23 protein-coding genes and 1 rRNA gene are annotated in these 25,163 nt (G+C 47.8%); 14 read left to right on the forward strand and 10 right to left on the reverse strand.

Annotated elements, in window-relative coordinates; translation table 11 throughout:
- Positions 1 to 5: 5 nt before the first annotated feature.
- A complete protein-coding gene (locus H2Z33_RS09265) occupies positions 6 to 3,956 on the forward strand; it encodes a conjugal transfer protein TraG N-terminal domain-containing protein (RefSeq protein ID WP_000386160.1) in 3,951 nt (1,316 codons plus the stop codon).
- A gap of 122 nt (positions 3,957 to 4,078) precedes the next feature.
- Here H2Z33_RS09265 and H2Z33_RS09270 read toward each other — a convergent pair whose 3' ends face one another.
- From H2Z33_RS09270 to H2Z33_RS09285, 4 genes are all read right to left on the reverse strand, one after another.
- Positions 4,079 to 4,585: a YrhA family protein gene (locus H2Z33_RS09270; RefSeq protein ID WP_000654195.1), complete on the reverse strand. Its 507-nt coding sequence runs from the start codon at positions 4,583 to 4,585 to the stop codon at positions 4,079 to 4,081.
- Between the two features lie 9 nt (positions 4,586 to 4,594).
- The gene (locus H2Z33_RS09275) at positions 4,595 to 5,656 is read right to left on the reverse strand and encodes an HNH endonuclease signature motif containing protein (protein WP_000902297.1); all 1,062 of its coding nucleotides are present in this window, start codon (positions 5,654 to 5,656) and stop codon (positions 4,595 to 4,597) included.
- Positions 5,657 to 5,779: 123 nt separating this feature from the next.
- On the reverse strand, positions 5,780 to 6,337 hold the full coding sequence (locus H2Z33_RS09280; RefSeq protein WP_001371950.1) for an HAD domain-containing protein: 558 nt from the start codon (positions 6,335 to 6,337) through the stop codon (positions 5,780 to 5,782).
- 82 nt (positions 6,338 to 6,419) lie between these two features.
- Positions 6,420 to 6,959, reverse strand: coding sequence for a lytic transglycosylase domain-containing protein (locus H2Z33_RS09285; protein WP_000494968.1), 540 nt, complete (start codon positions 6,957 to 6,959; stop codon positions 6,420 to 6,422).
- A 147-nt stretch (positions 6,960 to 7,106) separates the two neighbouring features.
- Between H2Z33_RS09285 and H2Z33_RS09290 the strand changes: the two genes are divergently transcribed.
- The 3 genes from H2Z33_RS09290 (at position 7,107) to H2Z33_RS23405 (ending at position 8,729) form a co-directional block, all read left to right on the forward strand.
- Entirely contained in the window at positions 7,107 to 7,856 is a 750-nt protein-coding gene (locus H2Z33_RS09290) for a thioredoxin fold domain-containing protein (protein WP_000720274.1), read from the forward strand.
- 24 nt (positions 7,857 to 7,880) lie between these two features.
- A complete protein-coding gene (locus H2Z33_RS09295; RefSeq protein WP_000843243.1) occupies positions 7,881 to 8,273 on the forward strand; it encodes a hypothetical protein in 393 nt (130 codons plus the stop codon).
- A 195-nt stretch (positions 8,274 to 8,468) separates the two neighbouring features.
- The gene (locus tag H2Z33_RS23405; RefSeq protein WP_001439466.1) at positions 8,469 to 8,729 is read left to right on the forward strand and encodes a hypothetical protein; all 261 of its coding nucleotides are present in this window, start codon (positions 8,469 to 8,471) and stop codon (positions 8,727 to 8,729) included.
- Between the two features lie 59 nt (positions 8,730 to 8,788).
- On the opposite strand, the gene H2Z33_RS09305 is transcribed toward H2Z33_RS23405, so the two are convergent.
- Positions 8,789 to 9,244 (reverse strand): hypothetical protein, encoded by a 456-nt coding sequence (locus H2Z33_RS09305; protein ID WP_223230168.1) that lies wholly within the window; start codon positions 9,242 to 9,244, stop codon positions 8,789 to 8,791.
- Positions 9,245 to 9,506: 262 nt separating this feature from the next.
- On the opposite strand from H2Z33_RS09305, the gene H2Z33_RS09310 reads away from it, so the two are divergent.
- Positions 9,507 to 10,316: a DsbA family protein gene (locus H2Z33_RS09310; protein ID WP_000031378.1), complete on the forward strand. Its 810-nt coding sequence runs from the start codon at positions 9,507 to 9,509 to the stop codon at positions 10,314 to 10,316.
- A 45-nt stretch (positions 10,317 to 10,361) separates the two neighbouring features.
- Here H2Z33_RS09310 and umuC read toward each other — a convergent pair whose 3' ends face one another.
- Together umuC and umuD are read right to left on the reverse strand one after the other, a co-directional pair.
- Entirely contained in the window at positions 10,362 to 11,615 is a 1,254-nt protein-coding gene (umuC, locus tag H2Z33_RS09315; RefSeq protein WP_232350972.1) for a translesion error-prone DNA polymerase V subunit UmuC, read from the reverse strand.
- The gene (gene umuD / locus H2Z33_RS09320; protein WP_000111290.1) at positions 11,605 to 12,039 is read right to left on the reverse strand and encodes a translesion error-prone DNA polymerase V autoproteolytic subunit; all 435 of its coding nucleotides are present in this window, start codon (positions 12,037 to 12,039) and stop codon (positions 11,605 to 11,607) included. Before umuD ends, umuC begins: the two co-directional genes overlap by 11 nt.
- 193 nt (positions 12,040 to 12,232) lie before the next feature.
- Between umuD and H2Z33_RS09325 the strand changes: the two genes are divergently transcribed.
- The 8 genes from H2Z33_RS09325 (at position 12,233) to birA (ending at position 21,335) form a co-directional block, all read left to right on the forward strand.
- Positions 12,233 to 12,841, forward strand: coding sequence for a hypothetical protein (locus H2Z33_RS09325; protein ID WP_000926374.1), 609 nt, complete (start codon positions 12,233 to 12,235; stop codon positions 12,839 to 12,841).
- Positions 12,842 to 12,994: 153 nt separating this feature from the next.
- On the forward strand, positions 12,995 to 13,348 hold the full coding sequence (locus H2Z33_RS09330) for a hypothetical protein (protein WP_000769182.1): 354 nt from the start codon (positions 12,995 to 12,997) through the stop codon (positions 13,346 to 13,348).
- A gap of 222 nt (positions 13,349 to 13,570) precedes the next feature.
- Positions 13,571 to 16,906, forward strand: a complete 3,336-nt coding sequence (locus H2Z33_RS09335; RefSeq protein WP_000502666.1) for a hypothetical protein — start codon at positions 13,571 to 13,573, stop codon at positions 16,904 to 16,906.
- Between the two features lie 564 nt (positions 16,907 to 17,470).
- Positions 17,471 to 17,986 carry a hypothetical protein gene (locus tag H2Z33_RS09340; protein WP_000228894.1) on the forward strand — a complete coding sequence of 172 codons (516 nt, stop codon included), beginning with the start codon at positions 17,471 to 17,473 and terminating at the stop codon, positions 17,984 to 17,986.
- An 84-nt stretch (positions 17,987 to 18,070) separates the two neighbouring features.
- Complete coding sequence (locus H2Z33_RS09345; protein ID WP_000636790.1) at positions 18,071 to 18,562, forward strand: hypothetical protein; 492 nt, start codon at positions 18,071 to 18,073, stop codon at positions 18,560 to 18,562.
- A 535-nt stretch (positions 18,563 to 19,097) separates the two neighbouring features.
- Positions 19,098 to 19,213: ribosomal RNA gene (gene rrf, locus H2Z33_RS09350) — 5S ribosomal RNA — on the forward strand.
- 134 nt (positions 19,214 to 19,347) lie between these two features.
- The gene (gene murB / locus H2Z33_RS09355) at positions 19,348 to 20,376 is read left to right on the forward strand and encodes a UDP-N-acetylmuramate dehydrogenase (RefSeq protein ID WP_032672220.1); all 1,029 of its coding nucleotides are present in this window, start codon (positions 19,348 to 19,350) and stop codon (positions 20,374 to 20,376) included.
- A complete protein-coding gene (birA, locus tag H2Z33_RS09360) occupies positions 20,373 to 21,335 on the forward strand; it encodes a bifunctional biotin--[acetyl-CoA-carboxylase] ligase/biotin operon repressor BirA (RefSeq protein ID WP_017384195.1) in 963 nt (320 codons plus the stop codon). Before murB ends, birA begins: the two co-directional genes overlap by 4 nt.
- Before the next feature lie 35 nt (positions 21,336 to 21,370).
- On the opposite strand, the gene bcsG is transcribed toward birA, so the two are convergent.
- From bcsG to bcsE, 3 genes are read right to left on the reverse strand one after another with little or no spacing between them, the layout of a single operon-like run.
- A complete protein-coding gene (bcsG, locus tag H2Z33_RS09365) occupies positions 21,371 to 23,050 on the reverse strand; it encodes a cellulose biosynthesis protein BcsG (RefSeq protein WP_032672219.1) in 1,680 nt (559 codons plus the stop codon).
- Positions 23,043 to 23,237, reverse strand: coding sequence for a cellulose biosynthesis protein BcsF (gene bcsF, locus H2Z33_RS09370; protein WP_017384193.1), 195 nt, complete (start codon positions 23,235 to 23,237; stop codon positions 23,043 to 23,045). Before bcsF ends, bcsG begins: the two co-directional genes overlap by 8 nt.
- Positions 23,234 to 24,796 (reverse strand): cellulose biosynthesis c-di-GMP-binding protein BcsE, encoded by a 1,563-nt coding sequence (gene bcsE, locus H2Z33_RS09375; protein WP_032669013.1) that lies wholly within the window; start codon positions 24,794 to 24,796, stop codon positions 23,234 to 23,236. The genes bcsF and bcsE overlap by 4 nt, the downstream gene beginning before the upstream one ends.
- Positions 24,797 to 24,969: 173 nt before the next feature.
- Here bcsE and bcsR point away from each other — a divergent pair, with 173 nt between their 5' ends.
- Entirely contained in the window at positions 24,970 to 25,158 is a 189-nt protein-coding gene (gene bcsR / locus H2Z33_RS09380) for a cellulose biosynthesis protein BcsR (RefSeq protein ID WP_003861175.1), read from the forward strand.
- The last annotated feature ends 5 nt before the right edge of the window (positions 25,159 to 25,163 follow it).

A 25,163-nucleotide genomic window follows, 5' to 3' on the forward strand; every position in this document is an offset into this window, starting at 1 on the left:
CTGACATGGATTACAACATATATACCCTGGGTGATATTGATTTTGTCTGGTCGGCTTTTACCGGTATTGCCCTGATCTTTTCTCAATATACTGGTGTAAAAGAGTTCCTGACCACGGCCGCCGTTGTAGCAGGTGTGAGCCTATTCTATAAAACGTGGCTATGGCTTCAGGCTCCGACCAAAAATGAATTACCGTTTTTCTCCTGGTTTTTGGGGTTGATCCTTTTCATGATGGCAATGGTTCGAGTGGATGTAACTATTGAATCTGTAAAGTCGGGAGAGGTCAGAAACGTCGACGGAATTCCAATTTTTATTGCTGCGATGGCAACCGTCACCACTAACTTAAGCCAGGGTTTGCTGAAGGATTATAAAACAGCGTTTGATCCGCTTTCTCCGGTGGACCTGTCTGCAACAACTCTGGACGATGACATCACCCTCGGTCCGATGATCCGATTCGTGAAGTTTTTGCAATGGGGCGGCGATAGCCAGGGCTACTGTTCCGCATTTCCTGAACCGGCCAGCGGGCTAGGGCCAATGAACGTATGTGCTACCGTTCAGTCTCTTGCATACAACTGCCTGAAGGCTACCCAAAACTCAAGCGCAAATATTGCCGGTAAAGAAACTATTTTTAACGATATTTTCTCAGCTAATCTGGCAGATAGCATGGACCGGATTAATCAGGCGATGAAAGGCGCACTGAAGAATGCCTCTGCCAGTATTGTTGGCGCTAACGGTTCAAAATCTGGTACGTGTGATGAGGTCTGGTCAACTGTGAAACAGGTTACCAGTACAGCTGAAGCTCGCCAGACTATTTCCCTTATAGGACAGACAAACGGCATCCTTACTCCAGACGAAGCAAATGGTGCACCTACCGGCGCAAGCTTTACTGATGTTATGGCGTCAGCAAATGGTATGTACGGTAAGGCTATTGGTTCGTATGACGCCACCCTGAACCTGTTCATTATGAATGAGCTCAGAAATGGCGCAAGCAAATATAAGACCCCACTCGGTCTGGCTTCCGATATGCAGTTGTTTGAGGCTTCTCTGAAGCGAACCAACACAATGGCTTCACAGGGCCAGTTGTGGTTACAACTGTCGGGAGCAGCAATCGCATTCCTTGAAATGTTTGCTTATATGGTTGCTCCATTTGCTTTGCTTATGCTGCTGGCGTTAGGTGGTAATGGTGTTGCCGCTGCGGCGAAATATTTGCAACTTATCCTCTTCGTGAATATGTGGCCGCTTACGGCAGTAATGGTCAACGCGTATGTGAAGAAAGTCGCGACGGCCGACTTGGATACCTGGAGCACCCTCAACAGCCAGAATAATGCCGTCACGTGGATGGGACTCCCAGGGCTTGCGGAAACATACAGTTCATACCTGTCTGTTGCTTCCGCCCTCTATGCTCTGATTCCGGTACTCACATTATTCCTGATGACACAGTCGATTCACCCGATGATGAATGCGGTTAAGGGAGTGACCCCCGATGCGCCGGTGGATACTGGTCATGTAACGCCCAAAGTATGGGATGGCCCTAACAGCGGTAAATCTTCATTTGGTGACGTGACACGAACCGCCTTAACCAGTACCGGTCAGGGATACAGCGATGGCGGCGCAGTTGATTCAAGTAATTTCCGTCTTGGAATGTGGAATGCTGGTTCAAGTATCGCTAACAGCCAGGGACAAGGATCAGCTGTAACCTCATCAGTTATGAGTGCGGCAAGTAATTCATTCCAGGCTGGTTACAGTCAGATGAGCGAAATTGGAAGGTCAGGACAGTCGAGCCAGCAGTTCTCAACCAACCTGCAAACAATGAAGCAGATCTCGGATAAGATTGGTGCCTCTGTAGCAGAAGGTATTGCAACGAAACATGGGGTGAGTGCGTCTCAGATGGCCAGCATTGCTTCAAATGTTATTCTCAACGCTGGGCTTAATGGAGGTGTTGGAACTGGCAATGGAGCCGGGCTGAAAGCGGCTGTAGCAGGGCAATTGAGTAGCGGTGCATCTAAGACCAATACAGGCAGTGACTCGCTTTCAAATGACCTTTCAAAAGCAATCACGAATCAGCTTAGCCAGGATTCTGCGTTAACTGACCAGTTCAGTAAAGCGGCGTCTCAGGTAAGCAGCGATCAGATATCCAATACTAATGCGTTTAAAGAAGCATCGTCGAAAATGAACCAGGCGACACAGACGATGGCGCAAAATATTTCTACATCGGTTTCGACTAACGCAAGCTCCAATAGTGGAATGAGCCTTGATTCTAAACAAAGCATTAACCTGGACAGGTTCTCCGATTCTATTCGCAACAAAAACTTCAGTGATGATGATGTAAGGAATTTTGCTCGTAAGAATGGGCTGGATGAGAATGCGTTTATGGAGAAATTCAACTCCTATAACGATACCTTCAAGGCCAGTAATCAGCTTGGATCGCAGCTTCAACGTACTGACGCGCTTGTGGCTGCAACCCGAGATTTCAGTGAGCAAAAAATTGCGATTGATACCGCCCGGGGAGAGACGGCCGAAAGTAATAAACAGGATCTCCGTGAAACCTCCAGCCTGCTTAAAAGTCTGGTTTCCGACTTCGGTGGTAATGCACAGCAGCTGCTACCTATCACCAATCAGCTCGACAGAATTTCAGGTGACGGGTCAGGAATTAATACTATCACTCAGGCACAGGATAGAACTCCTGACAGCGTAAATACGTCTGGCGTGATGAGTGCGTCACGCGTAGGGGAACTGGGTGGAAGTGTAGATTCGCAGGCTAAACTCGGTCTTTCCTCCAACGCTCAGGACGCGACACAGCATGTCCCTGGAAAAAGTGAAGCTGGCTTTACTCCGTATAACCTTGATAACGCGGGCAAAGGCGATATTCAGGGAATACATAACAACAACGTGGGCCGCACTTATTCTGATGAAGAAAGGAATGTGCTTAATTCTCTCGAAAAGAATGGACCTGTACTGAATAATCAGGGTGTAGAGAAAGTCGTCAATTCGGGTCAGGATGTCAGAAATGCAGAAGGCACATTTAACGATCTGGAAAAGGTTGGAGGTCGGGTGGTTGGTGATGGAATGGATCAACGAGCCACTGCTTTGAACAGTATGTATCAGAGCGGGCAAGTTCGTGGCTTATCTAATAACACTGATAACTACTTTAGTCGTGTTGCCAACAACCCGAACTTAAGCCGGGACGATAAGCGAGCTGAATTGGCACAGCAAGCTGTCTTTACCTATGGTGCCAGCACCATGGCTACCGGTGCCGAAAGAGAGCAGCTCAAAGCGGATACCCAGAAGATCCTTAATGAACTGGGTAACTATAACGTTAACTGGAGTATGAATGACGTTAAGAGCATCCATAGCAGTTTCAACACTCATAACAGAGCTGATGGTTCACTTGAGTCAGTCGTACGGGCAAACCTGGGAGAAGGTGGGTCGGGCGGTGGTCTCGTTGGTAACCGCACTCAGACCGTCACAGATCGCTTGGTTGGGGAAAAGATAGAGGCCAACACTGAGCGGGGCGCGATTTCTGGTGCGCTACTCGGGGGCCAGCAATTTGTTTCGGATACGCTAACCAGCGTTGGGGCGAAACCGGTAAATGAGATGCTTACGGGAGCGGGCATCCTTCAAACCCAGACATCGATAGCAAATGATGCCTCTAACCCTGCAAATATGCCTGATTCTCTCCAGGGTAAAGTCCTTAATCACATGCAGATGTCTGATGGCGTCGCAGCTGTAAGTGACCGGTATCAGAGTATTAGCAGCGACGGCGTTTCGACTTATGCGAATGCAGCGCAGAACTCTGAAAGGGCTATCCGGCAGCAATTGACGGATGACCCACGCTTTGGGCCTCAGAAAGCAGATGAATTCATTCAGTACATGAAGTCAGAGCTGAGCAACACAAATGAGCCTTACCAGTCACGTGTCGATAAAGCGGATCAGTGGCTTAATGAAAATAAAAAATAAGGGAGGTTGAATATAACCTCCTGAAATGACTATCAATAGATTGTAAATTACTGCTAAACAATTAAGGCCGCAAAGTATGTGTTTGCGGCCTTTTTTTCAGAAGTACCGCTCTTGCGGAACATTCAACTGACGGTTTGAATCAGTGAAGACAAAAATCTATCAAACTCTGTATGAGATTCAATAACATAATCAGTAGATGCTTTGTCTCTTATCTGAAAGCAGTCGTCTGCAAAACTATAAGCGAAAAGTGACATGCCATCTTCTCCGATTAACACCTTATCAGTGAGATTTGGGTCAACGTAGATTTCATTGTCTCGTGCTTCAAAGTTGCGTATGTAAATATTTGACCACAATAGATTTTCGTTCTCTGCCTGAACAAGGTTATAAAACGTAAGTCCGTTGTACTCAAAACCATCCATAGCATTAAACACTTGGGCATAATCAAGCCTGGTTTTAATGAGTTTCTGTATATCTATATAGGCGCTCTTTTTGTGATCTGCCCACTCCACTGGAGGCGGATTGCAGATTAAGTCTTTCAAGACTTCCGGGGCTACCGGGCTGGCTAAAGGGTAGTGATCTGCAACCATCAACCTCTTTAAGCTGCTGAGTAGTTGAGTTAAATCTTTCATGAGCGCCTCTTACTTTCCTACCGGGTAGATAACACCGTTCGGCGATGGCCATAGAACTTTGGTGCTTGAATTATACGGTAGATCCTTCGTAATGATGGATTGTGCTTTCGACAGTGCTGAATGGTATGGTGAATTCTGAATAAGTACCAGGTTGTCTATAGCGTTTGTGCCACCATCATCAAGAGGGATCTTGTGGTGAACCTGCCACCCAGAGGGGACCTTGCCTGTTGCAAGTTTCATCAAATCGTTAGGTTCAAACGTAGCCAGGGCATCTGGGTGGTCTGAAAGTGATTTAAGGAAGTTAGGGCGTACAGTATTGTTGAATTGTCCACGGAGAGCTAAATATTCAGCTCTGTCTCGGCGCATGTAGTTCAATTCGCTAACATTCATATCATCGAGCAAAACGTGTGCTTTTTTGTACTTGCCGAGATAACTTGTCAATTCATCCGCAGACCTTGGATTTCGGATAACCAGAAGTGAAGCCGCTGCAACCAGCATACCTGAAGTTGTTTCGTTCAATACCTGGTCATAGCCTTCAACAGCTTCGCCGCCAAGTTGTTCAGCCGTATGTCGAAATCCCTCCACATTTCCATTATAAAGCCCGCCAGCTGCGAGAAGACGACCAGCCGCTTTGGAATTAATGGTTTTTGTTGATTGGGCGTGCTGTGCTGGTGTCGTTGATCGAACGTAATACCCCGGGCGTTTCAACTGACGAGAGATGATATCGCGCAGACGGGTAAAGAGGGACAGGGGCAGGTCATTGCGTAGGTTGCCATTTGATATAACCCCCGGCCCGGCATTGCCGGTTATGTCTTTTCTAAGCAGAACGATCTTACCGTATCTGATGTCGTCAAGCGTATCGCGGTAAGCGAGCCAGGGGCGTTGATGGTGGAACTGGTGATACCGGCTGACAAACTGTGTATATCCCTGCGGTAAATTCCATTCCTGAATAATCCGGTTTGGCAGGGCGGTATCTTCGAGGTCATGTACCGCCGTGGCCGGATGTATGATGTGGGGAATATCCTCAAGGTATATGTCATCCAGTGACTTAGCCTGACAGTGATGCAGCATAATGTCCCTTTCTTGTCGAATTCATATGAGACATTATTGCGTATGGTATAAAACAATCAATCCTAAAGTGGATGGGCGTACGAGATCAGCAGTGACAGGGTAAAAGGAAAGTTACTTTGTTCATCAGCGTCCCATGAGCTGATGGTACCTTGCGTTAAGAGCTGCAAGGTCAGATTCGGTGAGGCCCGTGTAATAATCGGTTTTGTGCAAATGCGGATAACCGGCCGGAAATAATGATTCGTCGTCATCAAGGCAGATAAATGCTTTAACTCGATGTGAAAAGACAAAGTCCTCACACTCGGCAGCCCGCACACCAGTCTGTCCGTGTTTTAAATATACCGAACCGGTTGCACCTATGATTTTGTCTCTATAAGGCACCCGGAACAGAGATTTCAGATAACTTGTATTAGCGCACTCACGCCATGAGCTGGAGATAACAATCACCATGGCAGGGCAGTTATCCAGCAATTTCTCTAACAGTGGCATTCGCTCAAAGGTTTCATTTTTACACCTGTGGCAAACCCCATCGAAATCTAAGAAAAGCACGACATGCGAATCAGGGAGAGGGGCCCATAAACCAGCTGTTGTTTCTTCATGAACACATACTTCTTCATGATGAGGGTTTTTCTGGATCAAGAAAGAAGAGAGAATCTTAAATAAATTTCTTGCAGAAGAAGACAATATATTACTCCTGAGTCAGTGTGAAATATTTGTGGTGGTTTACCCAAGCCACTCGATGATCTTCTGTAATATCGGGTTGTATTTATTTAACAACAGGAGTCGGGTTTTGCTCCGGGACATTTTTAGCTATATGGCCATTGTATCGAGGAGGTTGCTGGGTCCATTGATAAAGCTCACCCATCCCGTTACGCTGCTGGATCCGGCGATTGTACTTTACCATGAAGTTAAATATGTACTTTGCACGTACCTTTGGGGTTTTGCTGTTGTAATCTGCAATCCCTTCAAACACATTGCCCTTGCGATCAACAATTTTTCTATAGAGCCACCATGTTCCAACCCAGAAACTTGCGCAAGCATCGTAAGCCAGAACCCGCCACGTTACCGTCGGGAAATGCTTTTTTATTTCAGGTAGATTGGATGAGTTGATCTGCATTGGGCCAATATCATAAGTGCCGTTAGTATTCCTGCTGAAAGTACCAACCTTACCGCCTTCATTGTCAAACAACGTAAAAACCAGTTCAGCATCAATTCCGAAGTAGCGGGCGGCATCCGTAATGCACTGAGTGTAAATCTCATCAGGAACGGGAATAGGTTTCACATCATCTGCTGGTGGTGTAAACACAACGATTTCTCCACTGAATCTACGTTTTATCTATTCTCCCATATATCTATCGACTTTCTTTCGGCTTTACCCGTTGATTTAAGCGTTTAAGCAAAATTCTGGAATTTTGGGGCGTGATAATATTAGTGCTCGATTTAAGGAGCGGAAATGAAAAAAATTATTAAGGCATCGGTATTACTTCTTTCATTAAGTACCGCCTTCACGATGAATGCCGAGCCGGTTAATACAATGGTACTGCCAGATGCAGCCCGGGATAAGCTCAAAGCCATTGGGCTTTCAATCGAGCACGTCGAACCCTCGCCAGTAAAAGATATTTTTACGGTGATTTCCAGGGAGGGGGTAAGTTACGTGAGCAAAGACGGAGATTACATTTTTACCGGAAGCTTATTCCACGTGAAAGGTAAAGATGTGGTAAACACCACTGAGCAGGCCATTTTAATGGGCGTCCGGGAATTCGCATCCAAAACAAAATCCATCGACTACAAATCACCAAACGAAAAATACCGGCTTGCTATCTTTACCGATATAACCTGTGGATACTGCCAAAAACTGCATCATGATCTGAAGTCTTATCTTGATGCCGGTATTTCGATTAAGTTTCTTGCATTCCCACGTGCAGGACTGAACTCGGTAGTAGCCGGGAACATGGCCAAAATCTGGTGTTCAGCAAAGCCAAACGAAGCTCTGGATGCAGCGATGAATCCGGTTTCAACTATCCCGGAAGGACGTCCTGATGAGGCTTGCTTAAACATTATCAAATCGCATTTCCAGGTGGCCTCAACAATCCCGCTGCAAGGTACTCCTACCATGGTGACACTAAGCGGCAAACCGCAGTTATTTACGGGGTGGCTGAGCCCGGAAAACCTGGTGACCCAAATGGGCGCTGCGCAAAAGTAACTTTTCCGACTGTAAGAGGTGTGTATGAAATCTACTTTACTGAGTACGTTAATGCTGGTTGCTGTAGGTGTACAGCCCGTTTTCGCTGCACAATGTCAGTACGGAGCCTGTGGAACGGAAAACGATCCCGGAATCGGATTTCTGATGTCATCGGTACAAATGGATAAAGGTGAACATCTAAAGGAACTCTCTGGTGTTGCGACCACAGGTGACACCATCTCTAAAAAGATGGAAAGCTACCTGGGAAATAAAAAGCTCAAGGTAAACACCGACAGTACCCGCAAGGGGCCGGGTAATACCACCATCAGGCCTACAGATGAGCTCGCCCCAACGAGGCAACTAAAAGTTATCCGGCCCGAACTGGTAAAAAATCCCGATTCGCAGCTCGTGGTAGCTTTCAATGAGCGCCTGGCCTGATTTATTGACTGAGAGCGTCCAGAAGGAAAAAAGATGTCGATACTCAGTAGCTTCGTCATCAGAGCAACGGGGATACCTGACAAAAAGTATCTCCGGGATCCCGTAATAAAACGTTGTTATAAACGTCTGAGTCGTAGGGTGCCTGCTCTAATGACGGGGTGGCTTCTGTGCATTCTGGGTTCAGGGTATGTCAGTATGGCACTGGAACAGCCTGATAGCACTGTATTACTCAGTCTGCTGCTGTTGTATGTTATGTCAGGCATTTTACTGATGCAGTTCCAGTATATGTATTCAGAGCGAAGCATAGGCTACAAGTTCTACCTGGAAGTGCTTATGAATGCAGCTGCCAGTACTCAACATAAAGAACAGTTACAGTATCTGTTCATTAATAAGCCCAATTCCATCACGATGGGCGATCTTTACCGACTTTATGATTTTAATGGGGGAGGGCGATAGCCACGTTAATGTGCGTGTCCAAAAGTCACTTTTGAACATTCTCTTCCCGCCGTCTGCTTTCAGTTCCAGGGGATCACTGCAACATAATTTCCGGAACGCAGCGGCGCATCAAATTTATCAGTAAAGGCGTCGATCATTGCTGAATAAGCAATGCTGTCTGACGGCACAGGTGCATTGCTTTGCATACTCACTTTCAGAACCTGCTTTGCTCCTTTCGCTGACGGGTATACCTCGACATCCAGCTGTCGCATATAGTGCATCTGCGACATCGTCTCAGTGCCTATTACCCCATCGACTGGCTTGTAGTCATAGTCAGTATGCAATTCGCCATGCTTGTCAGTTCTCGTTGTCTTTTTATCTACAACGTAGCCTGTCACCCCAGTAAGAAGCTGCTCGCTATACTGCATGTTCTCCTGTGAGCTGCTGATTCGGAACCTGAGCACATAATCTGGCTGGTGAGTGGAAATAATGACTCCTTTTTTTGCTAATCCATCAGCAAAACGGCCTGAAAACATTCTGGACTGAATACTTTCGTCCGGAGGGACTATCTGAAACCTTTTATTTGTAACAGGACGAGGCATTAGATCGTACGCATCTACCTGGTTTGCGAAATGATATCCGCATCCACTCAAAAGCATTGCGGTTGTGAGTATAAAGCCCTGCCTAATCATCCTTTAATCTCCAAAAAGCATTGTTTCACGAATAATTCCGATTTACCGGGCCAGTATAATCCATCGCAGGTTAATAACTAACAGGCTGAAAAGCATAAAGGTAGCTATGTCTAAAGAATTTTATTTAAAACCGATGGCCACGATTTTAATTTCTGCGGTTATTGCTACCGCTGCCTCGGCGTTAATCACGGCAACTTATTTTAAACCGAAGGTGCTCAGTGAGGAAGAAATTGGCAAAATTGCCGCTACTTACCTGGTAAAAAATCCCCATTATTTAGTGGAAGCAGGTAAGGCGCTGGAAAATCAGAACGTGAGTGCCTCAGTGGAACGAATAATTCCATATGCGCCAGCTCTGCTGGATACCAAGGAGACGCCAAACATCGGCCCTGATGACGCCGACGTCGCGGTAATCGAGTTCTTCGACTATCAGTGTATTTACTGCATGCGGGTTACACCTGTTGTTGAATCGGTAATGAATCAGAGCAAAGATGTAAAATTCTTCTTTAAAGAATTCCCGATTTTTGCCGGTTCAAAACCTGTATCTGCCATGGGGGCCGCTACGGGTCTGCACGTCTATCAGAATTTCGGTGCTGAAGCCTATCGTAAGTACCACAACAACCTGATGGCTGTGGCTCATACCTTCATGACCTCTCAACGCAAATTCGAACTCACTGACTTTAATACTGTGGTGGAAAAGTCAGGGTTTAACAGCACGTTTTCTGACAGGGAAAAAAACCGGTATGAAAACGTGATCTCCGGCAATATGCAGCTGGGCGAAGCGCTCGGGATCACCGGCACACCCGGTTTCATCATTATGAATATGAAAAAGCCGAATGCGGCGACTACCACATTTATCCCCGGGGCTATGGACGCAGCAACTTTGCAGGGCGCAATCGAAAAAGCTCGCGGGGCCTAAAGTTACTTTCACATTTGATGAGTACGGCCATGCCGGTCATGGCCGCTACGCTTTTACAACGAGTAATTCATCCCAGCGGGTCGTATATCTCGGTGATAGCATGGCCTGCTTCATACGAAAATCCTGTTGAATGCCTTCCCCCAGTAAAAACAGAGCTCCGCGCTTTTCTTTATTGAACCGGTCCATAACTTTCATCAGTGCCTGACTGCCAGGCCTGGCCGGGCGAGTATCAAACAGGCTGAGTTGCTCTGTGCCGTCAGTCATAGCGGAGAGCATTACCCCTGCTTTCGCATACGCTATCCCGGGTCTGTAAATGCGGTTCAGGATGGTCATGGCTGCATCAACCAGATCGCGGGTGTTCTGTGTAGCGGTAAGCGGCTCGATACCACAATTGCTGTAGCGGTTTTCACCTTGCGCATAATTGCTACTCTGAATGAAGACTGTGATTTGACGGGTCCACGAGCCATCCTTGCGCAGCTGCTCTGCCGCCCGGGCGGTAAAAAATGAAACTGCCTCATGTAGCTTGCCTATCTCATTAAGGCGCTGACCAAAACTTCTGGAAACGATAATCTGTTGCCTGACAGGAGGAGACTCGTGCAGCCGGAAACATGGTTCGCCATGCAGTTCCCGCCAGGTACGCTCGATTTCAACGCCAAAGCTTTTACGTAAAAAGCGAACGTCGCTATTATAAAAATCACCGGCAGTGATGATCCCGAAAGCCGACAGGCGTTCACTAATCTTTCGACCAATACCCCATATTTCTCTGGTACTGATCAGGCTCAGGAGCTTCCTGATCCTGGCCTGATCAGTCAAAACTACAACCCCGCCTGTAGCTGCCCATCGTTTGCTCGCATAGGTGCATAATTTAGCGAGGGTTTTGGTGCTTGAACAACCCACACCACAGGTAAGGGACAGATTATGAAGAAGTGTACTTCTGATCAACCGGCCGTAATCTTCATAATCTATTATCTTGTTCATGTTTTTCAATAACATGAAATTTTCATCTATGCTATATCGACTCGATTGAGGCGCGAAGCTTTCCAGCGTTTCATGGAAGCGATTTGAGTAGTCTTCATACAAAGTAAAGTTAGAGCTCCGGACTTCGATCCGGTGTTGCTGAATCAAATCCCTGCACTTAAAAATTGGGGTCCCACGCTTAATACCAACGCTTTTAGCCAGTTTATTCATTGCAATGACGGACGAATCGTTATTGCTGGCTATGATGAGCGGCTTTTTTGACAGCTTGGGATCCATCGCACACTCAAATGCCGCATAGGCTCCGTTAATATCAACGTGCATGTACATGGCTGAACTGATTCAGTGCAAAGGTGACGACGCCCCATATCTCAAGGGATTCAGGATTTACACGTATCGGCTTATAGGCTGGATTAGAAGGCATCAAAAGCAGCTCAGGATACGTGTGTAAGATCTTTACCGTAAACTCTCCATCCACCAGCGCAACGACGATAGAGCCGTGTCGTGCTGTTAAAGACCGATCCACAACCAGTATTGCTCCATCATTGATACCGGCATTGATCATACTGAGGCCCGCCGCCCTGACAAAGAAGGTTGAGGGGCGGTTGCGGACTACATATTCATGCAAATTTAATTCATTATCTTCATGCCCGGCGCACGGACTCATCACTCCACAGCTTAGTAAATCACTGAAAAAAGGTGCCATTTCGTAAGGCTTGTTGCTAATGTGCTCAAGGATAACAGACATAGCTACACTCGAATTCTTGTACTGTATGTATAAACAGTATTGCGAGTTGAAGAGAAAAGATCAAATCTCTCCGGTAACGCTATCAAGCCTGACGAAAAATTAAGCTTTATCATAAACATCAAAAACCATCTTTTACCGATAATGGCGAGCTGGCCTACGAAGAAGGTATACAAGCTAGGATGAAAGGATTCTGATGCTCCTCCCACCAAATTTTTTATCTCCTGAAGACCAGGCTGAGTACGATGCTTATATGGCAAGGTTCAGCGAGGTAAATCACTATTATGAGCATTGCACTGTCCCCGTGATTGACTGGTTTTTTAAACAAGCAACCGAGGCGCTGCATCATGGTCTATGGTTACCGGCCTGTACGAGCTTTCTGAATGGGATCGAAACATCACTCAGGGTTACGCTGAAGTTGAAATCAACTGTTAACGTTCAGCAGTCAGTTCCTGTACTGGTGGACTTAGATGGTACGTCAGTAATGAGTAACGCTTTAATGCGAAAGGCTAAGCAGGAAGGGATGCCGATAGAATTACTGTCATTTCCAGCCGAGAAGAATATGTTGGCAAAGATAGACGCTGGTAAAAAACCTGAAGCAGATATCGTCAGGCTTAGAAATAGTCTATGCCATGGCAACATTCTGGAGTTCATTATGAGTGTTAAAGTCGGTTCTCCAGATCCCATACGAATTTTTACTCCTGGTAACTGCTGTGGTTTAGCGCTTTTACTTTCGGCCTTATCGAAGAAATGGACGGTAGGCTTGCATCAATACTGGATCGACAACAATCTGACGTCCTGCTGAAACCTCATAAATCATGCCTACTAAAGTCACGTGCAAAAAAACGTTGTAGCATGATATGTTTAAAGTCAAAACAGTGGGTTCTATGTTTTGACGGCAAACATGATATAACTAATACTTCATAAGTAGATATCAATAGTCATAATGGAGTGAACTATGAAATTAAAAAATATTCTGCTGTGTGCGATGATGTCAGTCGCTTTTGGCTCCTCTGCTAATACTACACATAAAGTTGAAAACGAACCTATCCCAAACATTATTCTTGATGGTAAGGTTGATGATATTTGTAAAGATGCAAGCATCCGAACTGAACTTAATCATGATAAAGCAAAGGAACTGGTAACCACCAACCTGAAGCAGGCATTACCATTAAATACGGTACCGGATAAGTTGGATGAAGTTGCAGAAGCCTTTGTAAACCGCGACAAAGGCGCTTCAGAAACAGCAGACCATTGCCTTGTTAATGTACGTAATAAATACTGGGAAATGTATCCCTCTGAAGATAAGTAGCATTTATTATTAAAGGCTTCACTTAAGAAGCCTTTTTTAACCCTTTGCGAAACCTGCTTTAAAAGCAATGCGCTATTCATATCTAAGAATCTATTTAATTAATGAATAATAGTGGACGGATTCATTTCTAGTGAATGCCGAAGTTGGTGTTTTTTGAGTTATTAGACGGTAAGTGCAATCTGGTATGATTCACCTAACATACGAATCTGGAAGGAAAGGTATATGGGTGACCTGGTCAGCAAAAATAACATTGACCGTTTAGAGCGATTTCATTCTTTGCTGGCGGGTCAGTACTGGACGTCCACTGACAGCATCCCTGAAGAGGGTATTGTGGCAGGGGATACGCTGCTCATTACGTCTTTGCGTTACGTTGAAGATAAGCTGCACACAGTGATTCTACGCGCCCATCCCCGCGTTTACGGTCAGACTGTAGCTATTGTCACTGAAGACAGCAGCGGCAACCGTAGGGAACGTGGCAAAGAAATGCGAGAGCATCGCTTCCTGGTTAAGGATTTTCTGTCCAGTTTTGTATTTGAACCCGACCATAAGGTAATCCGGGATGCTGAACTCAGACAAGCTCAGGAAGAAGTGAATAGCCTACAGGCATCGCTTACAGCCCTCGTGAGCGATGCTCAGGGGCTCCGTGACCTTGCGATTGAGCAATTAGGTACAGATGACCGTGAAAACCCTGTGACGGGCCTTAGCGTTGCGTTAGTGCCCCCACAAGAGCAGCAGGCGGTAACCTCACTGGCGATTGGATCAGTTCAAAATGCTCTGTCCTCTGGTATTTCAGATACCCGCATTGAACAAATCAGAGAAGCGGCCTTAAAAGAAGGGCAGATCAGCACAGCCATCAGCAAAATCATCACACAACGAACGCAGGCAATCGCTAATGCCAGCAAAAGAATGCTGCCCTATTTCGAGGAAGTTGCAGCGGCAAGTCTGGCCACTACAGAAGAAGCCATGGAATATGTGAAGAAAATCCACGATGGCGTTGGCAGTCTGGAACTGTATACCGGCAAAGACGTTGAGGTAGTGAATATCGTGAAGGGTGAATCCGCTCCATCACACCTCCCGCTCCAGGTCGTTCAGGCAAAGCTGATGGTGGATGAAGAGCTGGCCGTATGGTGCGATCTCGATAGCTGGTTCGACTTCTCTGATATGGAAAAATTTCATGAAACTTTACGAACCAGCCCCGGGCTGGTGGAGCAGATTTTTCCGTCCGAACGTTCCATCGTATGTATGGCCACAACACGACGTTATATCGATTACCGCGATCCCTGGGAAAATCATGTCCGCAATGACAGGAACCGGGTTGTATTCCTTCTGGTCCGGGACGGTCAAAATATTCATCAGGTTTACTCTTCGGTAGAAAGCCATCTTGGGGCTTCGCAGCTATTCCCTTCCGCCAGCGAACAGGAAGCACATTTCCAGGGGATTGATGGCAGCACCATAAAGTTTGAGGACGTCAGTTATACCGACCGACTGAAGCAGCATGATCTTATGGCACTTCACTACCGTCGTTTCCTGATCCTTATCTGCGGCCTCGATCACCGGCTCAAACTATTTGGTGATTTCTATGATACCAATACCCCTTACAGTTTTCTGAGCCTTGAGTTCCAGGAACGGTACTTCCAATTTCTGCACGACAAAGACGGTTCTGGCCTTTTGGGTATGGCTGAGACACGGCCGTCTCTGCAAAGTTATCTTGAACAGGCAAACTCATGCCTTCAGTCCGGATCCCGGGTAATGTGCAACTGGGATTCGTTGATGAACCCAGTGACAGCACCAGGAGCAGTTCAGGAAGACAACAGCTACTCTGGCTATAAATGGCTTGGGAGAACCCATAAAAACTATGAGCCGGTTATTGCATTCCGTCAGGGAGACGATATCTGTGTCAACGCAACAGTAAACAGATACTCAACGGATCGAGATTTCAATTGTAAGGTGAATTTGTCTTTATTTAAGGAGTCCAGCAGGAATGATGCTGAACTGGGTTTCCTGTGCATGGATACCATTAAAGCGGAGGAGCTCGAATGGTACATTCACAGACGTAAATTCAGGTCTAATCACCTGTTTTACATTCGCTTCTTCAAGATGGCTTTAAATTATATTCGTGCCGAGCGTGAGGCAGAAGAACCTTACCGGCAGATGCTGAGCCAGGCTCTGGCCGATGGAAATATTGGCCAGCCTAATCTGAGATCAGAGTTGATAGATCGATGCATTGTAGCCTGGCGAGCTGATAACAGGGGGGCGACGCTGGAAGCTGCCATGAGTACAGAGAAGGGCTCCAAAGAGCTCCTGAACCAGCTCTATATGCTCGCTGATGTGGGGCTCAAACATCTTCCCGGGGTTCGTAATTTTATTAGCAGCAAAGGCTATGAGCTGGTCAGGTTATCGGTAAATGCTTCAGGGAAACTTGTTGCATATGCCGCACCAGCAAATTTTGAATGCGACAACCGGATGGAAGGGCATGCCTGGGTTCATCGAATGGTACTTGCTACATCCCGAAATGTCTTAAACGTCACTCATCAACGTTTTGCGAAAATGAAACACTTCTTACCAGCTGAAAACACCCTGTTCGAAGATGAACAGCTGGTGGCCACATGGTCGGGCAAAAAGACTGCTTTCAAAAGCTTCGAAGAGAAGCAGCGTTATTTTGATACATGCTCCCGTGGCGCTCAGGCTCTTAAGCAGTTTTTAAAGCTGAACGATCCGGTGATTTACACCAATCTGCTTGGCCAGTGGATTGAGGCCTATGAAAGTATCAATGAAACCAGTGAGTACGTACAGCAAGTAAGCCTAATGGCTCCTGTTGCGGTCAAGAGCGAAAAAGGTAAAGCCAGCCTCATCTATATTGGCACTAAAGACCTGGCCGACTGGTTTTATCAGAAAGCGCCGACACCCGAGTTGCAGGCGCTGTTCCTTGAGGAATACCTGTCCAAATTTGAAAATAAAGAGGTCAATAAAGAAAAGCTACTTTCACGCAGAAATACCGCTCTGTCTCTCAGTTTTTACACCATGGACAACGGGGAAGTACCAGATGAAATCCTCGTCACCAAATCAGTTGATAATGCCAGACGGTGGTATTCAGGAATGTTCACAAGCATGCCAACGATGTTAAATGACCAGTGGTCCTGCCATGTTGCGCATTTTTCCCGTAACGGAAAACTCTATTTGACGCCTGATCTGGTCACTGATGAAGGGGAACCTGGTTTTGATGAAATACTCGGGTATCCGCGCCCGGAGGGGCTGGTACCGGTAACCGTGTGTGAGTTTGAAATTGACCACTTTAACCGACGTGGCATTGATGCGAATGGTGATAAGGTGAATATTACACAGTGGGTCGATATTTATCAGGGTGAGCGTGAGGTTACGGAACTGCTGGGGCCTATTTCTGAAGAAGGGGTGAACATCAAAACCTACAGGATGGACACTCTTGAGCAGGCGATGAAAAACATCTCCCGGGGCTCGACGCGCCTCAGACCGTCAACGGAGAATAGCGAGTGGCAACAGCCAGCAGAAGGTGTGAGCCGCTATGTACTTCGGTCATGGTAAAACGCGGGGGCAGGTGCCATCAAAACATCAAACAAAAAGCCATTACAGGCTCAAAGACCCCTTATCGCTCAAATTTGAAAGAGATAAGGCTTTATGATGGCAACGAGGATTATCACCCATCTCGCCGGAGTAACTGGCATAAAAATTGTTTAATCTTTATGCCAGCGCTTCGGCATTTGCTGGCAAGGAGACAGTGTTGAAAGACCATATCGTACCCCCACGAAAAACTAGCGCGAGTTTATCTTATCAACTCAAACGTATTGGGCGCATGCTCCTTCTTTTACTGAGCTTGGCTTTTATAGTTTACGGATTCGTACTGGCTTTCCATCCGCCGCTAACAACCTGGCTACTTCAACCCGGTGGACACTTTGCCCCAGATGACCGATTCATACTGGTTAGTGTTAAGGTTCAGTTTACAACCGGAATAATGGGGCTAATTGTTTGGCGCTTATGGTAAAAGTGGCAAGCAATGATGGGAGAAGGATAACGTTGCTCAGCTCAATCCGGTTTACTGATTGCTTAAATAGAAGGCAGTCATGCCTACATCAGAAAGGAGAAGCATAGATGGTAGAAGCACGTTATCAAGGCAAGCCTGTTAGCAGTCTTCCTGAAGAAGCTTTTGCTGAAGGGTTATCGCGATCCGGTTTAAGCCCCGTTCTGCTACTGGCATCCCCGACCACAGTACCCGTTACCACGGATGAGCGCTGGTGGCTCGCAAAGGAAAACGTGTCAGGACATTACGGCAGGATTTTTTATGCTGCGGTGCGGGAGTTGGTCATAAGGTCGGATATCATCTCAGTAGTGAGAAGTATTGCAGATGAGAATTTCACGTCCGAACATATGGGGTACTTCGAGCGACTTACCTCTGATGAAAAAGAAGTCGTGTTTAGTGATTACCTGCGCACTCTCGCTGAAGGCGGTCTTACCTGCACTGAGAAGAATCTCGTCAAACTGACGCAAGATTTATACCCGATTGATGCAACTCCTGACAACATTAGAAAGCTATCCACGGACAGGGATGCACTGAACGAACTACACATCGATGGTATGGTACTTTTTATTACCGGCCCTGCGCTTTGATTATGGAGATAATACATGCGGTGTTATCCCTGTTAAGGGTTAAGGTAACATTCTTCTAGAATTACAGAAAAATAGAGGTCTAACATGATAGTAAATAAAAACAGGTTTATGCATAAAAACGGGAAAAGGTTTAAGTCCATCGGAAGGTATTTAAGATTTTGGCAAGCAGTAGCGTCCTCTGGTTTACCCATGGACATGGTAATACGGGAAAAACCATATCAACTTATGGTCGCTTTGATTGCTTTATATACGGCCATCCCTGTTGTTACAATAGTAATTTTATCTGGTCAGCAATCGCATAAGTTGGAACTAATTGCTGTGCATTTCAGTACAATTATCACGATGGTGTTTGTTTTGCGTCGAAAGATGGGGAAACGTTGGCTGGATTTATTTGAAGAAAAATTAGCCATTTATAAACCTAATGATAAACTCGCGCTTAGCGAATTACACGAAAGCATACGTGAGAAAAATGGGCTAGACTTGCAGGATTTACAAGATTGGTACTGGAAAGAGAAGATGACATATGAGTATCACAAAGAACGTAAAACAACTATAAGCTATCAAAAATTCAAGTAGCGTTTTAAAATGACAGGGGAGGGCTATTGTGATTTATTAAGTCGGCAAGGTTATTAGGTAGGGGTGTTCAATATGATAAATTCTTCGAGTGAGGTTATTTCAAGAGTTGTTCTGGGCCTTTGAGATAGCTAATTATCATTACAGACTTTATCGAAAGGTATGAATTATGAACATTACCGACAAAGAACTTAGCTCAAATACAGTGAGACAGTATGGATGGAACTTAGGAGAGTTCAATCACTCAACGCCTTTTACATCTCATTTTATTTATATCACCGACTATCATAAAGATAATACATGGATGATTTCACTTTCGCAGGAGGATTTTAATACAACCAAAATTTTAACATCGTTAAGTCTAGGGAAGGTGCGAACAAGTTCCTGATATGAGATCATCATATTCATCCGGAGCGCATCCCAGAGGGACATCATGAGCTAACCGATACTAATGAACCGTGAGGCTTAACCTTACAACGCCGAAGGTGTTTCGGCGAAGAGACGAAATTTTCAGCCTGATACAGATTAACAGAATTTGCCTGGCGGCTTTAGCGCGGTGGTCCCACCTGACCCCATGCCGAACTCAGAAGTGAAACGCCGTAGCGCCGATGGTAGTGTGGGGTCTCCCCATGTGAGAGTAGGGAACTGCCAGGCATCAAACAAGTGAAGAGGCCATCCGGAAGGATGGCCTTTTTGCGTTTCTGCACCTGCTTCCTTTCCATAAACAAATCACCTATCCCCCCATATATACGGTAAACTATCCCGGTTTTTGCATCAGGATAGCGTCTATGAATCACTCCCTTAAGCCCTGGAATACCTTTGGTATTCAACGGAATGCTAATCAAATTGTACGTGCCGACAGTGCTCAGCAGTTGCTGAATGCATGGCAAAACGCAACAGAAAACGGTGAACCCGTACTTATTCTGGGCGAAGGAAGTAATGTCCTGTTTCTCGATGATTTTGCGGGGACGGTAATCGTCAATCGCATCATGGGGATTGAGCGTAAAGAGAGCGCTGACAGCTGGCATTTACACGTGGGTGCTGGCGAGAACTGGCACCATCTGGTGCAATATACCCTTGAAAAAGGGATGCCAGGGCTGGAAAACCTGGCTCTGATCCCGGGCTGTGCAGGATCATCTCCTATTCAAAATATCGGTGCCTACGGCATCGAACTGAAACACGTCTGCGAATATGTCGACTGCATCGAACTCGCGACTGGAACGGCGAAGCGCCTGACCGCAGAGCAGTGCCGCTTTGGCTATCGCGACAGCATTTTCAAGCACGACTATCAGGATCGTTTCGTCATTGTGGCCGTTGGCCTGCGCCTGGCGAAAGCCTGGAAACCCGTTCTGACTTACGGCGATCTGACCCGTCTCGACCCGGCTACCGTCACACCGCGTGAGGTATTTGATTCCGTATGCCACATGCGAATGACCAAGCTCCCGGACCCGAAAGTAAACGGAAATGCGGGCAGTTTCTTCAAAAACCCGGTGATCAGCAGCGAAAATGCAAAAGCGTTTCTCGCCGGCTGGCCAACGGCCCCGCATTATCCTCAGGCGGATGGTAGCGTGAAGCTGGCCGCAGGCTGGCTTATCGATCAGTGTGAATTAAAAGGTACGACTCTTGGTGGCGCTGCTGTTCATCGTCAGCAGGCGCTGGTACTGATCAACCAGTCCAACGCGACAAGTGAGGATGTCGTCAACCTGGCGCATCATGTTCGCCAGCGCGTGGGCGAAAAATTCAACGTCTGGCTGGAGCCTGAAGTTCGCTTTATTGGCCGAACGGGCGAAGTGAATGCCGTGGAGACCATTGCGTGAAGGACAATACTATCCCGTTAACTCTCATCGGTATCCTTGCCGATGGCGAGTTTCATTCTGGCGAGCAGCTGGGCGAACAGCTGGGCATGAGCCGTGCTGCGATCAATAAGCATATTCAAACGCTCCGCGACTGGGGCGTGGATGTGTTTACGGTGCCAGGAAAAGGCTACAGCCTGCCGGAACCGATCCAGTTACTGAATGAGGAGGTCATCCGCAGCCAGATTGGGCACGGTAACGTCGCGGTATTGCCGGTCATTGATTCGACGAACCAGTATCTGCTGGATCGCCTGAGCGAGCTGAAATCCGGTGATGCCTGCGTTGCCGAGTACCAACAGGCAGGACGTGGCCGCCGGGGGCGTAAGTGGTTCTCACCATTTGGCGCCAACCTCTACCTTTCCATGTACTGGCGGCTTGAACAGGGGCCAGCTGCGGCCATCGGGCTGAGCCTGGTCATCGGCATTGTGATGGCAGAGGTGCTGCACGATCTGGGTGCCGATCAGGTGCGGGTAAAATGGCCCAACGATCTGTATCTCAACGATCGAAAGCTGGCGGGGATCCTGGTTGAACTGACGGGAAAAACAGGCGATGCCGCACAGATCGTCATTGGGGCGGGACTGAACATGGTGATGCGAAACGTGCAGAACGATGTCGTGAACCAGGCCTGGACCAACTTGCAGGAAGCGGGGATCACCATCGATCGCAATACGCTTGCCGTCCGCATGATCAATGAGTTGCGTAGTTCGCTGACGCTCTTTGAACAAGAGGGGTTAGCGCCATTCCTGTCTCGCTGGGAAAAACTGGATAACTTTATTAACCGACCGGTGAAGCTGCTGATTGGGGATAAAGAGATTTACGGCACATCACGCGGCATTGACGCGCAGGGCGCGTTGCTTCTTGAACAGGATGGCGTGATTAAGCCCTGGGTGGGCGGTGAAATTTCGTTACGAAGTGCGGAGTAACCCTCTCCCCACAGGGGAGAGGGTGTAGCAGGTCATCACTGCGGATACGGCACCCAATCCCCGGCATTCAGTCGGACATAAGGCTTATTCTGATACTGGATCACCACCGCATTGGCGTTTTCCGATACCTCCGCCGTCTGCGGCAGCCCGCTGGTGAGCTGATCCCAGTTCACGCTATCTTCCACAAACAGCTTACCGTCTACAGCGCGAGCAACCAGTTCCGAGATAGCCAGATAGCTGCTTGGCTGGGTGATTTCAATGGGCGCTCCCTGATGCGGCGCCTTCATGCCAAAGAACTTAATCCCGGCCGGAACGTTAGTGATGGACGGGCTTGGGATATCGCGCAGACCAGACACCTGCATCCTGTCGCCTTTCAGCGCCCCTCCGTGTTCTGGTACCACCACCACCATCACTTTGCGACCTGATTTTTCCAGCTCGTTGAAGAACGCGTTCAGCTCGTCAAAGAACTTCTGAGCACGGGCCTTATAATCGGCCGTTTTACTCACGCCGGGATAATGGTTCCCGTCGTGCAGCGGCAGCGTGTTATAGAACGTCGCACTACGTGTCCCTTCCTCTTTGCCGACGGTATCTAACCAGCGCTGAAGCACGGCGGTATCGTCATACACCGGCGAGCCATCAAAGCCCAGCAACGTTACCGGCAGCCCTTTCTGGTCCATCAGCGGGGCCTGCATGCCACCCTGTTCACGCACTTCTTTCAGGAAGTTACCGAACTGACCGTTATGGCCCATCATCAGGTGCTGGGTAAAGCCCAGTTTTGCGAGGTTATCAAACAGATAACACTGGTTAGCTGCCGGCTGGTAGAGGTTCTTATGCGAAGGCTGTCCGCAGCTGGCGCGCAGCAGGCGGATAGCCGCCGGGCCGCTGTACGACGTGGCCGAGTTGAAGTCCTTAAACTGAATATCGAAATGCGACCACAGCGGGTGCGACATCAAACCAGCCGCGTCAACGTCAGCCCAGGACAGAGAACAGATGTTAATGACCAGCAGCTCAAACGGCTGAGCATCGGCAGGCAGCGCGTCCGGGAATTTCGTCTGACGCTTATCTTCCGCAGCGTAAAAACTGGAGAGCCACGCGTTCAGGTTAGTGGATGTCGGCGGTGCAGTCTGCGCAGGAATATCCCCAACCACAGGCGTATCCCCTGCTGTCGCAACGGTCGCGGCGGCGGAACCGCCCGTGGTGGTCACGGTTGTCGTCGGCTGACCGGCTGGCCACAGCGAGAAGCTCGGGCCCGTCAGCGTCAGGACGTTAAGCCAGATCATAATCGCGACGACAAACACCGTCACCCGGATCCACTGAGACAGGAACAGCCAGGCGACCAGCAGGACAAATACCGCGCCAATCATCTGCCAGTTAATAAAGCGCTCAACCAGATCGAGCATATAGTCCGCACTGAAACCTGCGACCTGGGAGCCCTGGCTCATGATGCTTTCAGGGCCGGGCAGCCAGGTATCATGCCAGAACAGGGCGAAACCGATGGGGATAGCGACCCAGTGACGTATACGGTGCAGCCTGAGGTTCGGGATTGGCATCAGCAGGAATGCCATAAACACCAGGTTAAGCAGAGGGTGGAAATTAAGATAGCCTGCCCACAGCAGACCAAACTTCACCAGAAAGTAGAAATTCCAGCCGGACAGGCCGCGCCAGTATTGCCAGAGTGGCGAGGGCGCCGAAGAGGTATAGGTAGAATTAGTCATGTTTTCGGTTTGCCTTGACGTTCGGAGCGCGAGTCAGTGTTCCGGCGGGTTTAATATAGCGAGGTTTGACGAACAGTAATCTGATCGTATCGCGAATACGGCGCAGGGAATGGCGTGCATAGTAGCCAAGCGGCAAAAAAATCAGCGCGCACAGAACAACCAGTTGGATGATATCGCTGATATTCATAATGGCGCGCTCTCCTTGTTCTCATCCAGTAAGCGTAGCGGCTCGGGTACCCGTCGCCAGACATGCCCGTCATGTTTCGCGTTCAGAACCGGTTTGGCGCCGCTTGTGACAGGCAACGGTTTGGCCCACTTTTCAGGTGGCAGGGCACGCATCTGGACAAGCTCAGCCGCGATCAGGTTATCTTCAAACCAGACCATACGGTTCGAGAAGATATCCGCGGTAGGAAGCGGGAAGATATGGTTAAGTGCAGTATCCAGATCGTTCACCCGGCAGAAGGAGAGGAACAGCACCAGGCGGTTATCGCCAATGGTCATGATGTCCCCGATACGGTTAGGGCGGCACAGAGTGAGCGCCTGCTCAACGCGAATACCCGGCACGGGGCGCAGGGCAACCATCACCCCTTTTCCGTCTGCCGGTAACAGCGTATTGCTCATCATGTTGCCCACCGCATCGCAGAAGGTGTCCCATTTCTGGTAGCCGCGCAGTTTCATCGGCTGCGTCATTGAAAGCAGGGTGCTGATATCTTCCGGAACATGTCGATTAAACTGCTGGCCCTGGATGCTTTCGATCAGCGTCAGACAGCGCGACAGGGGAGCATTCCACGGAATGACCATATTCGCGCCGCAGCCCAGTAATAAGCGCTCATCGGTGGCGCGCAGGCTGGTATTATTTTCACGCACTACAATTTTTAACGCGCTGCCGCGCTGGCGACGTAATGTGTGAATGTGCCTTGCCAGCGTTTCGATTTGGTTATTCTGGATCAACGAGAAGATAATAGTCGCCGCCTGCGTGGTGCGCGCCTCATCAAATAAGGCTTCATTGGTATCGAACAGTGACCAGTGCTCAGACAGTGCAGGCGCACCTTCCAGTACCGCAATATGGCTCAGAACACGTTTTTCATCACTGCGTGGCTGAACTACCGTCTCTTCCTGTTGAGCAAGATGCCACTCATCCCCGACTTGTTTGAGTGTAAGTTGTTGTCGGGAGCTCACCCCTTTTTCATTGCACCAGAAAGCCACGTCGTAAAGATGGCTGTCGGTCTGGACACGAATACTGGCCAGGCCATAGAGAGAACGGTATTCACTCATTAAAAGTGAAAAAAGCTTGTCATTATTACTGCCTGGGTTAACAACCAATAAGGTGCAATTTTGATTTTTTGCCCATCTGTTGATTCTTCCCAGCCATTTCAGCAGCTTTTCAGACGGTATATTTTGCAGGCCATCATTAGAGCATTTTAGAATCAGTAAATAGTGCTCAGGAACAATAGAACACTGAATATCGCGGGGTAAGAAGTATAGACTGTCAGCCTCCGCAGGCATGGAAAATAATCGTACTGTCTGGGGCCCACGGTCACTGTCGAGCCTGATGATTGACTTCGGCTCTTCGCCCATCGTAATGACGGCCACGCGGGAATCCTTCCCCTGCGCCGCTATCGTCTGGTTTACCAGACTGATGGCATCTTCATTACGATCCGTATTAACCCACCAGACTCCTCCGACTGGCATGTGGCGCAATTCGTCCCATAATGACTGGATGCCAATAGAAAATATGGAGTCCACGGTGTCCCTCTTTTCGTCGAATTTCTATGTCTCTCAGTTTACTAGCGAAAGCGTAGAAATAAACCTAACATTGAAATTAAAGAACATCAGATTTAGCATGTAAATGAAATTTAATGGCAGGACGCCTCGCTGCATCTGAATCTTATGATTTTACTCAAAGGGATGAAAAAAGAATGCAAAATAACGAACCCGCAACCCCAGTCGACTCAAGTCTGGGTTACACATTCCAGAACGATTTTTTGGCACTCACGCAGGCTTTTTCTTTGCCTGAAATAGATTACACCGATATTTCCCAGCGTGAACAGTTGGCGGCGGCTATTAAACGTTGGCCGTTATTAGCTGAGTTTGCCCAACAACAATAAGGAAG

It is taken from the genome of Enterobacter sp. YSU (assembly GCF_016082135.1).
GTDB lineage: Bacteria > Pseudomonadota > Gammaproteobacteria > Enterobacterales > Enterobacteriaceae > Enterobacter > Enterobacter hormaechei_C.

Bases quoted from the DNA above. Each gene is read 5' to 3' on its own strand.
- H2Z33_RS09270 (WP_000654195.1), bottom strand. From the start codon at position 4,585: ATGAAAGATTTAACTCAACTACTCAGCAGCTTAAAGAGGTTGATGGTT.
- H2Z33_RS09305 (WP_223230168.1), bottom strand. From the start codon at position 9,244: ATGTTTTCAGGCCGTTTTGCTGATGGATTAGCAAAAAAAGGAGTCATT.
- H2Z33_RS09310 (WP_000031378.1), top strand. From the start codon at position 9,507: ATGTCTAAAGAATTTTATTTAAAACCGATGGCCACGATTTTAATTTCT.
- H2Z33_RS09290 (WP_000720274.1), top strand. From the start codon at position 7,107: ATGAAAAAAATTATTAAGGCATCGGTATTACTTCTTTCATTAAGTACC.
- bcsF (WP_017384193.1), bottom strand. From the start codon at position 23,237: ATGAATATCAGCGATATCATCCAACTGGTTGTTCTGTGCGCGCTGATT.
- H2Z33_RS23405 (WP_001439466.1), top strand. From the start codon at position 8,469: ATGGCACTGGAACAGCCTGATAGCACTGTATTACTCAGTCTGCTGCTG.
- murB (WP_032672220.1), top strand. From the start codon at position 19,348: ATGAATCACTCCCTTAAGCCCTGGAATACCTTTGGTATTCAACGGAAT.
- bcsR (WP_003861175.1), top strand. From the start codon at position 24,970: ATGCAAAATAACGAACCCGCAACCCCAGTCGACTCAAGTCTGGGTTAC.
- H2Z33_RS09335 (WP_000502666.1), top strand. From the start codon at position 13,571: ATGGGTGACCTGGTCAGCAAAAATAACATTGACCGTTTAGAGCGATTT.
- H2Z33_RS09330 (WP_000769182.1), top strand. From the start codon at position 12,995: ATGAAATTAAAAAATATTCTGCTGTGTGCGATGATGTCAGTCGCTTTT.
- umuD (WP_000111290.1), bottom strand. From the start codon at position 12,039: ATGTCTGTTATCCTTGAGCACATTAGCAACAAGCCTTACGAAATGGCA.
- H2Z33_RS09265 (WP_000386160.1), top strand. From the start codon at position 6: ATGGATTACAACATATATACCCTGGGTGATATTGATTTTGTCTGGTCG.
- H2Z33_RS09325 (WP_000926374.1), top strand. From the start codon at position 12,233: ATGCTCCTCCCACCAAATTTTTTATCTCCTGAAGACCAGGCTGAGTAC.
- H2Z33_RS09275 (WP_000902297.1), bottom strand. From the start codon at position 5,656: ATGCTGCATCACTGTCAGGCTAAGTCACTGGATGACATATACCTTGAG.
- H2Z33_RS09345 (WP_000636790.1), top strand. From the start codon at position 18,071: ATGATAGTAAATAAAAACAGGTTTATGCATAAAAACGGGAAAAGGTTT.
- H2Z33_RS09340 (WP_000228894.1), top strand. From the start codon at position 17,471: ATGGTAGAAGCACGTTATCAAGGCAAGCCTGTTAGCAGTCTTCCTGAA.
- bcsG (WP_032672219.1), bottom strand. From the start codon at position 23,050: ATGACTAATTCTACCTATACCTCTTCGGCGCCCTCGCCACTCTGGCAA.
- H2Z33_RS09295 (WP_000843243.1), top strand. From the start codon at position 7,881: ATGAAATCTACTTTACTGAGTACGTTAATGCTGGTTGCTGTAGGTGTA.
- umuC (WP_232350972.1), bottom strand. From the start codon at position 11,615: ATGCACGTTGATATTAACGGAGCCTATGCGGCATTTGAGTGTGCGATG.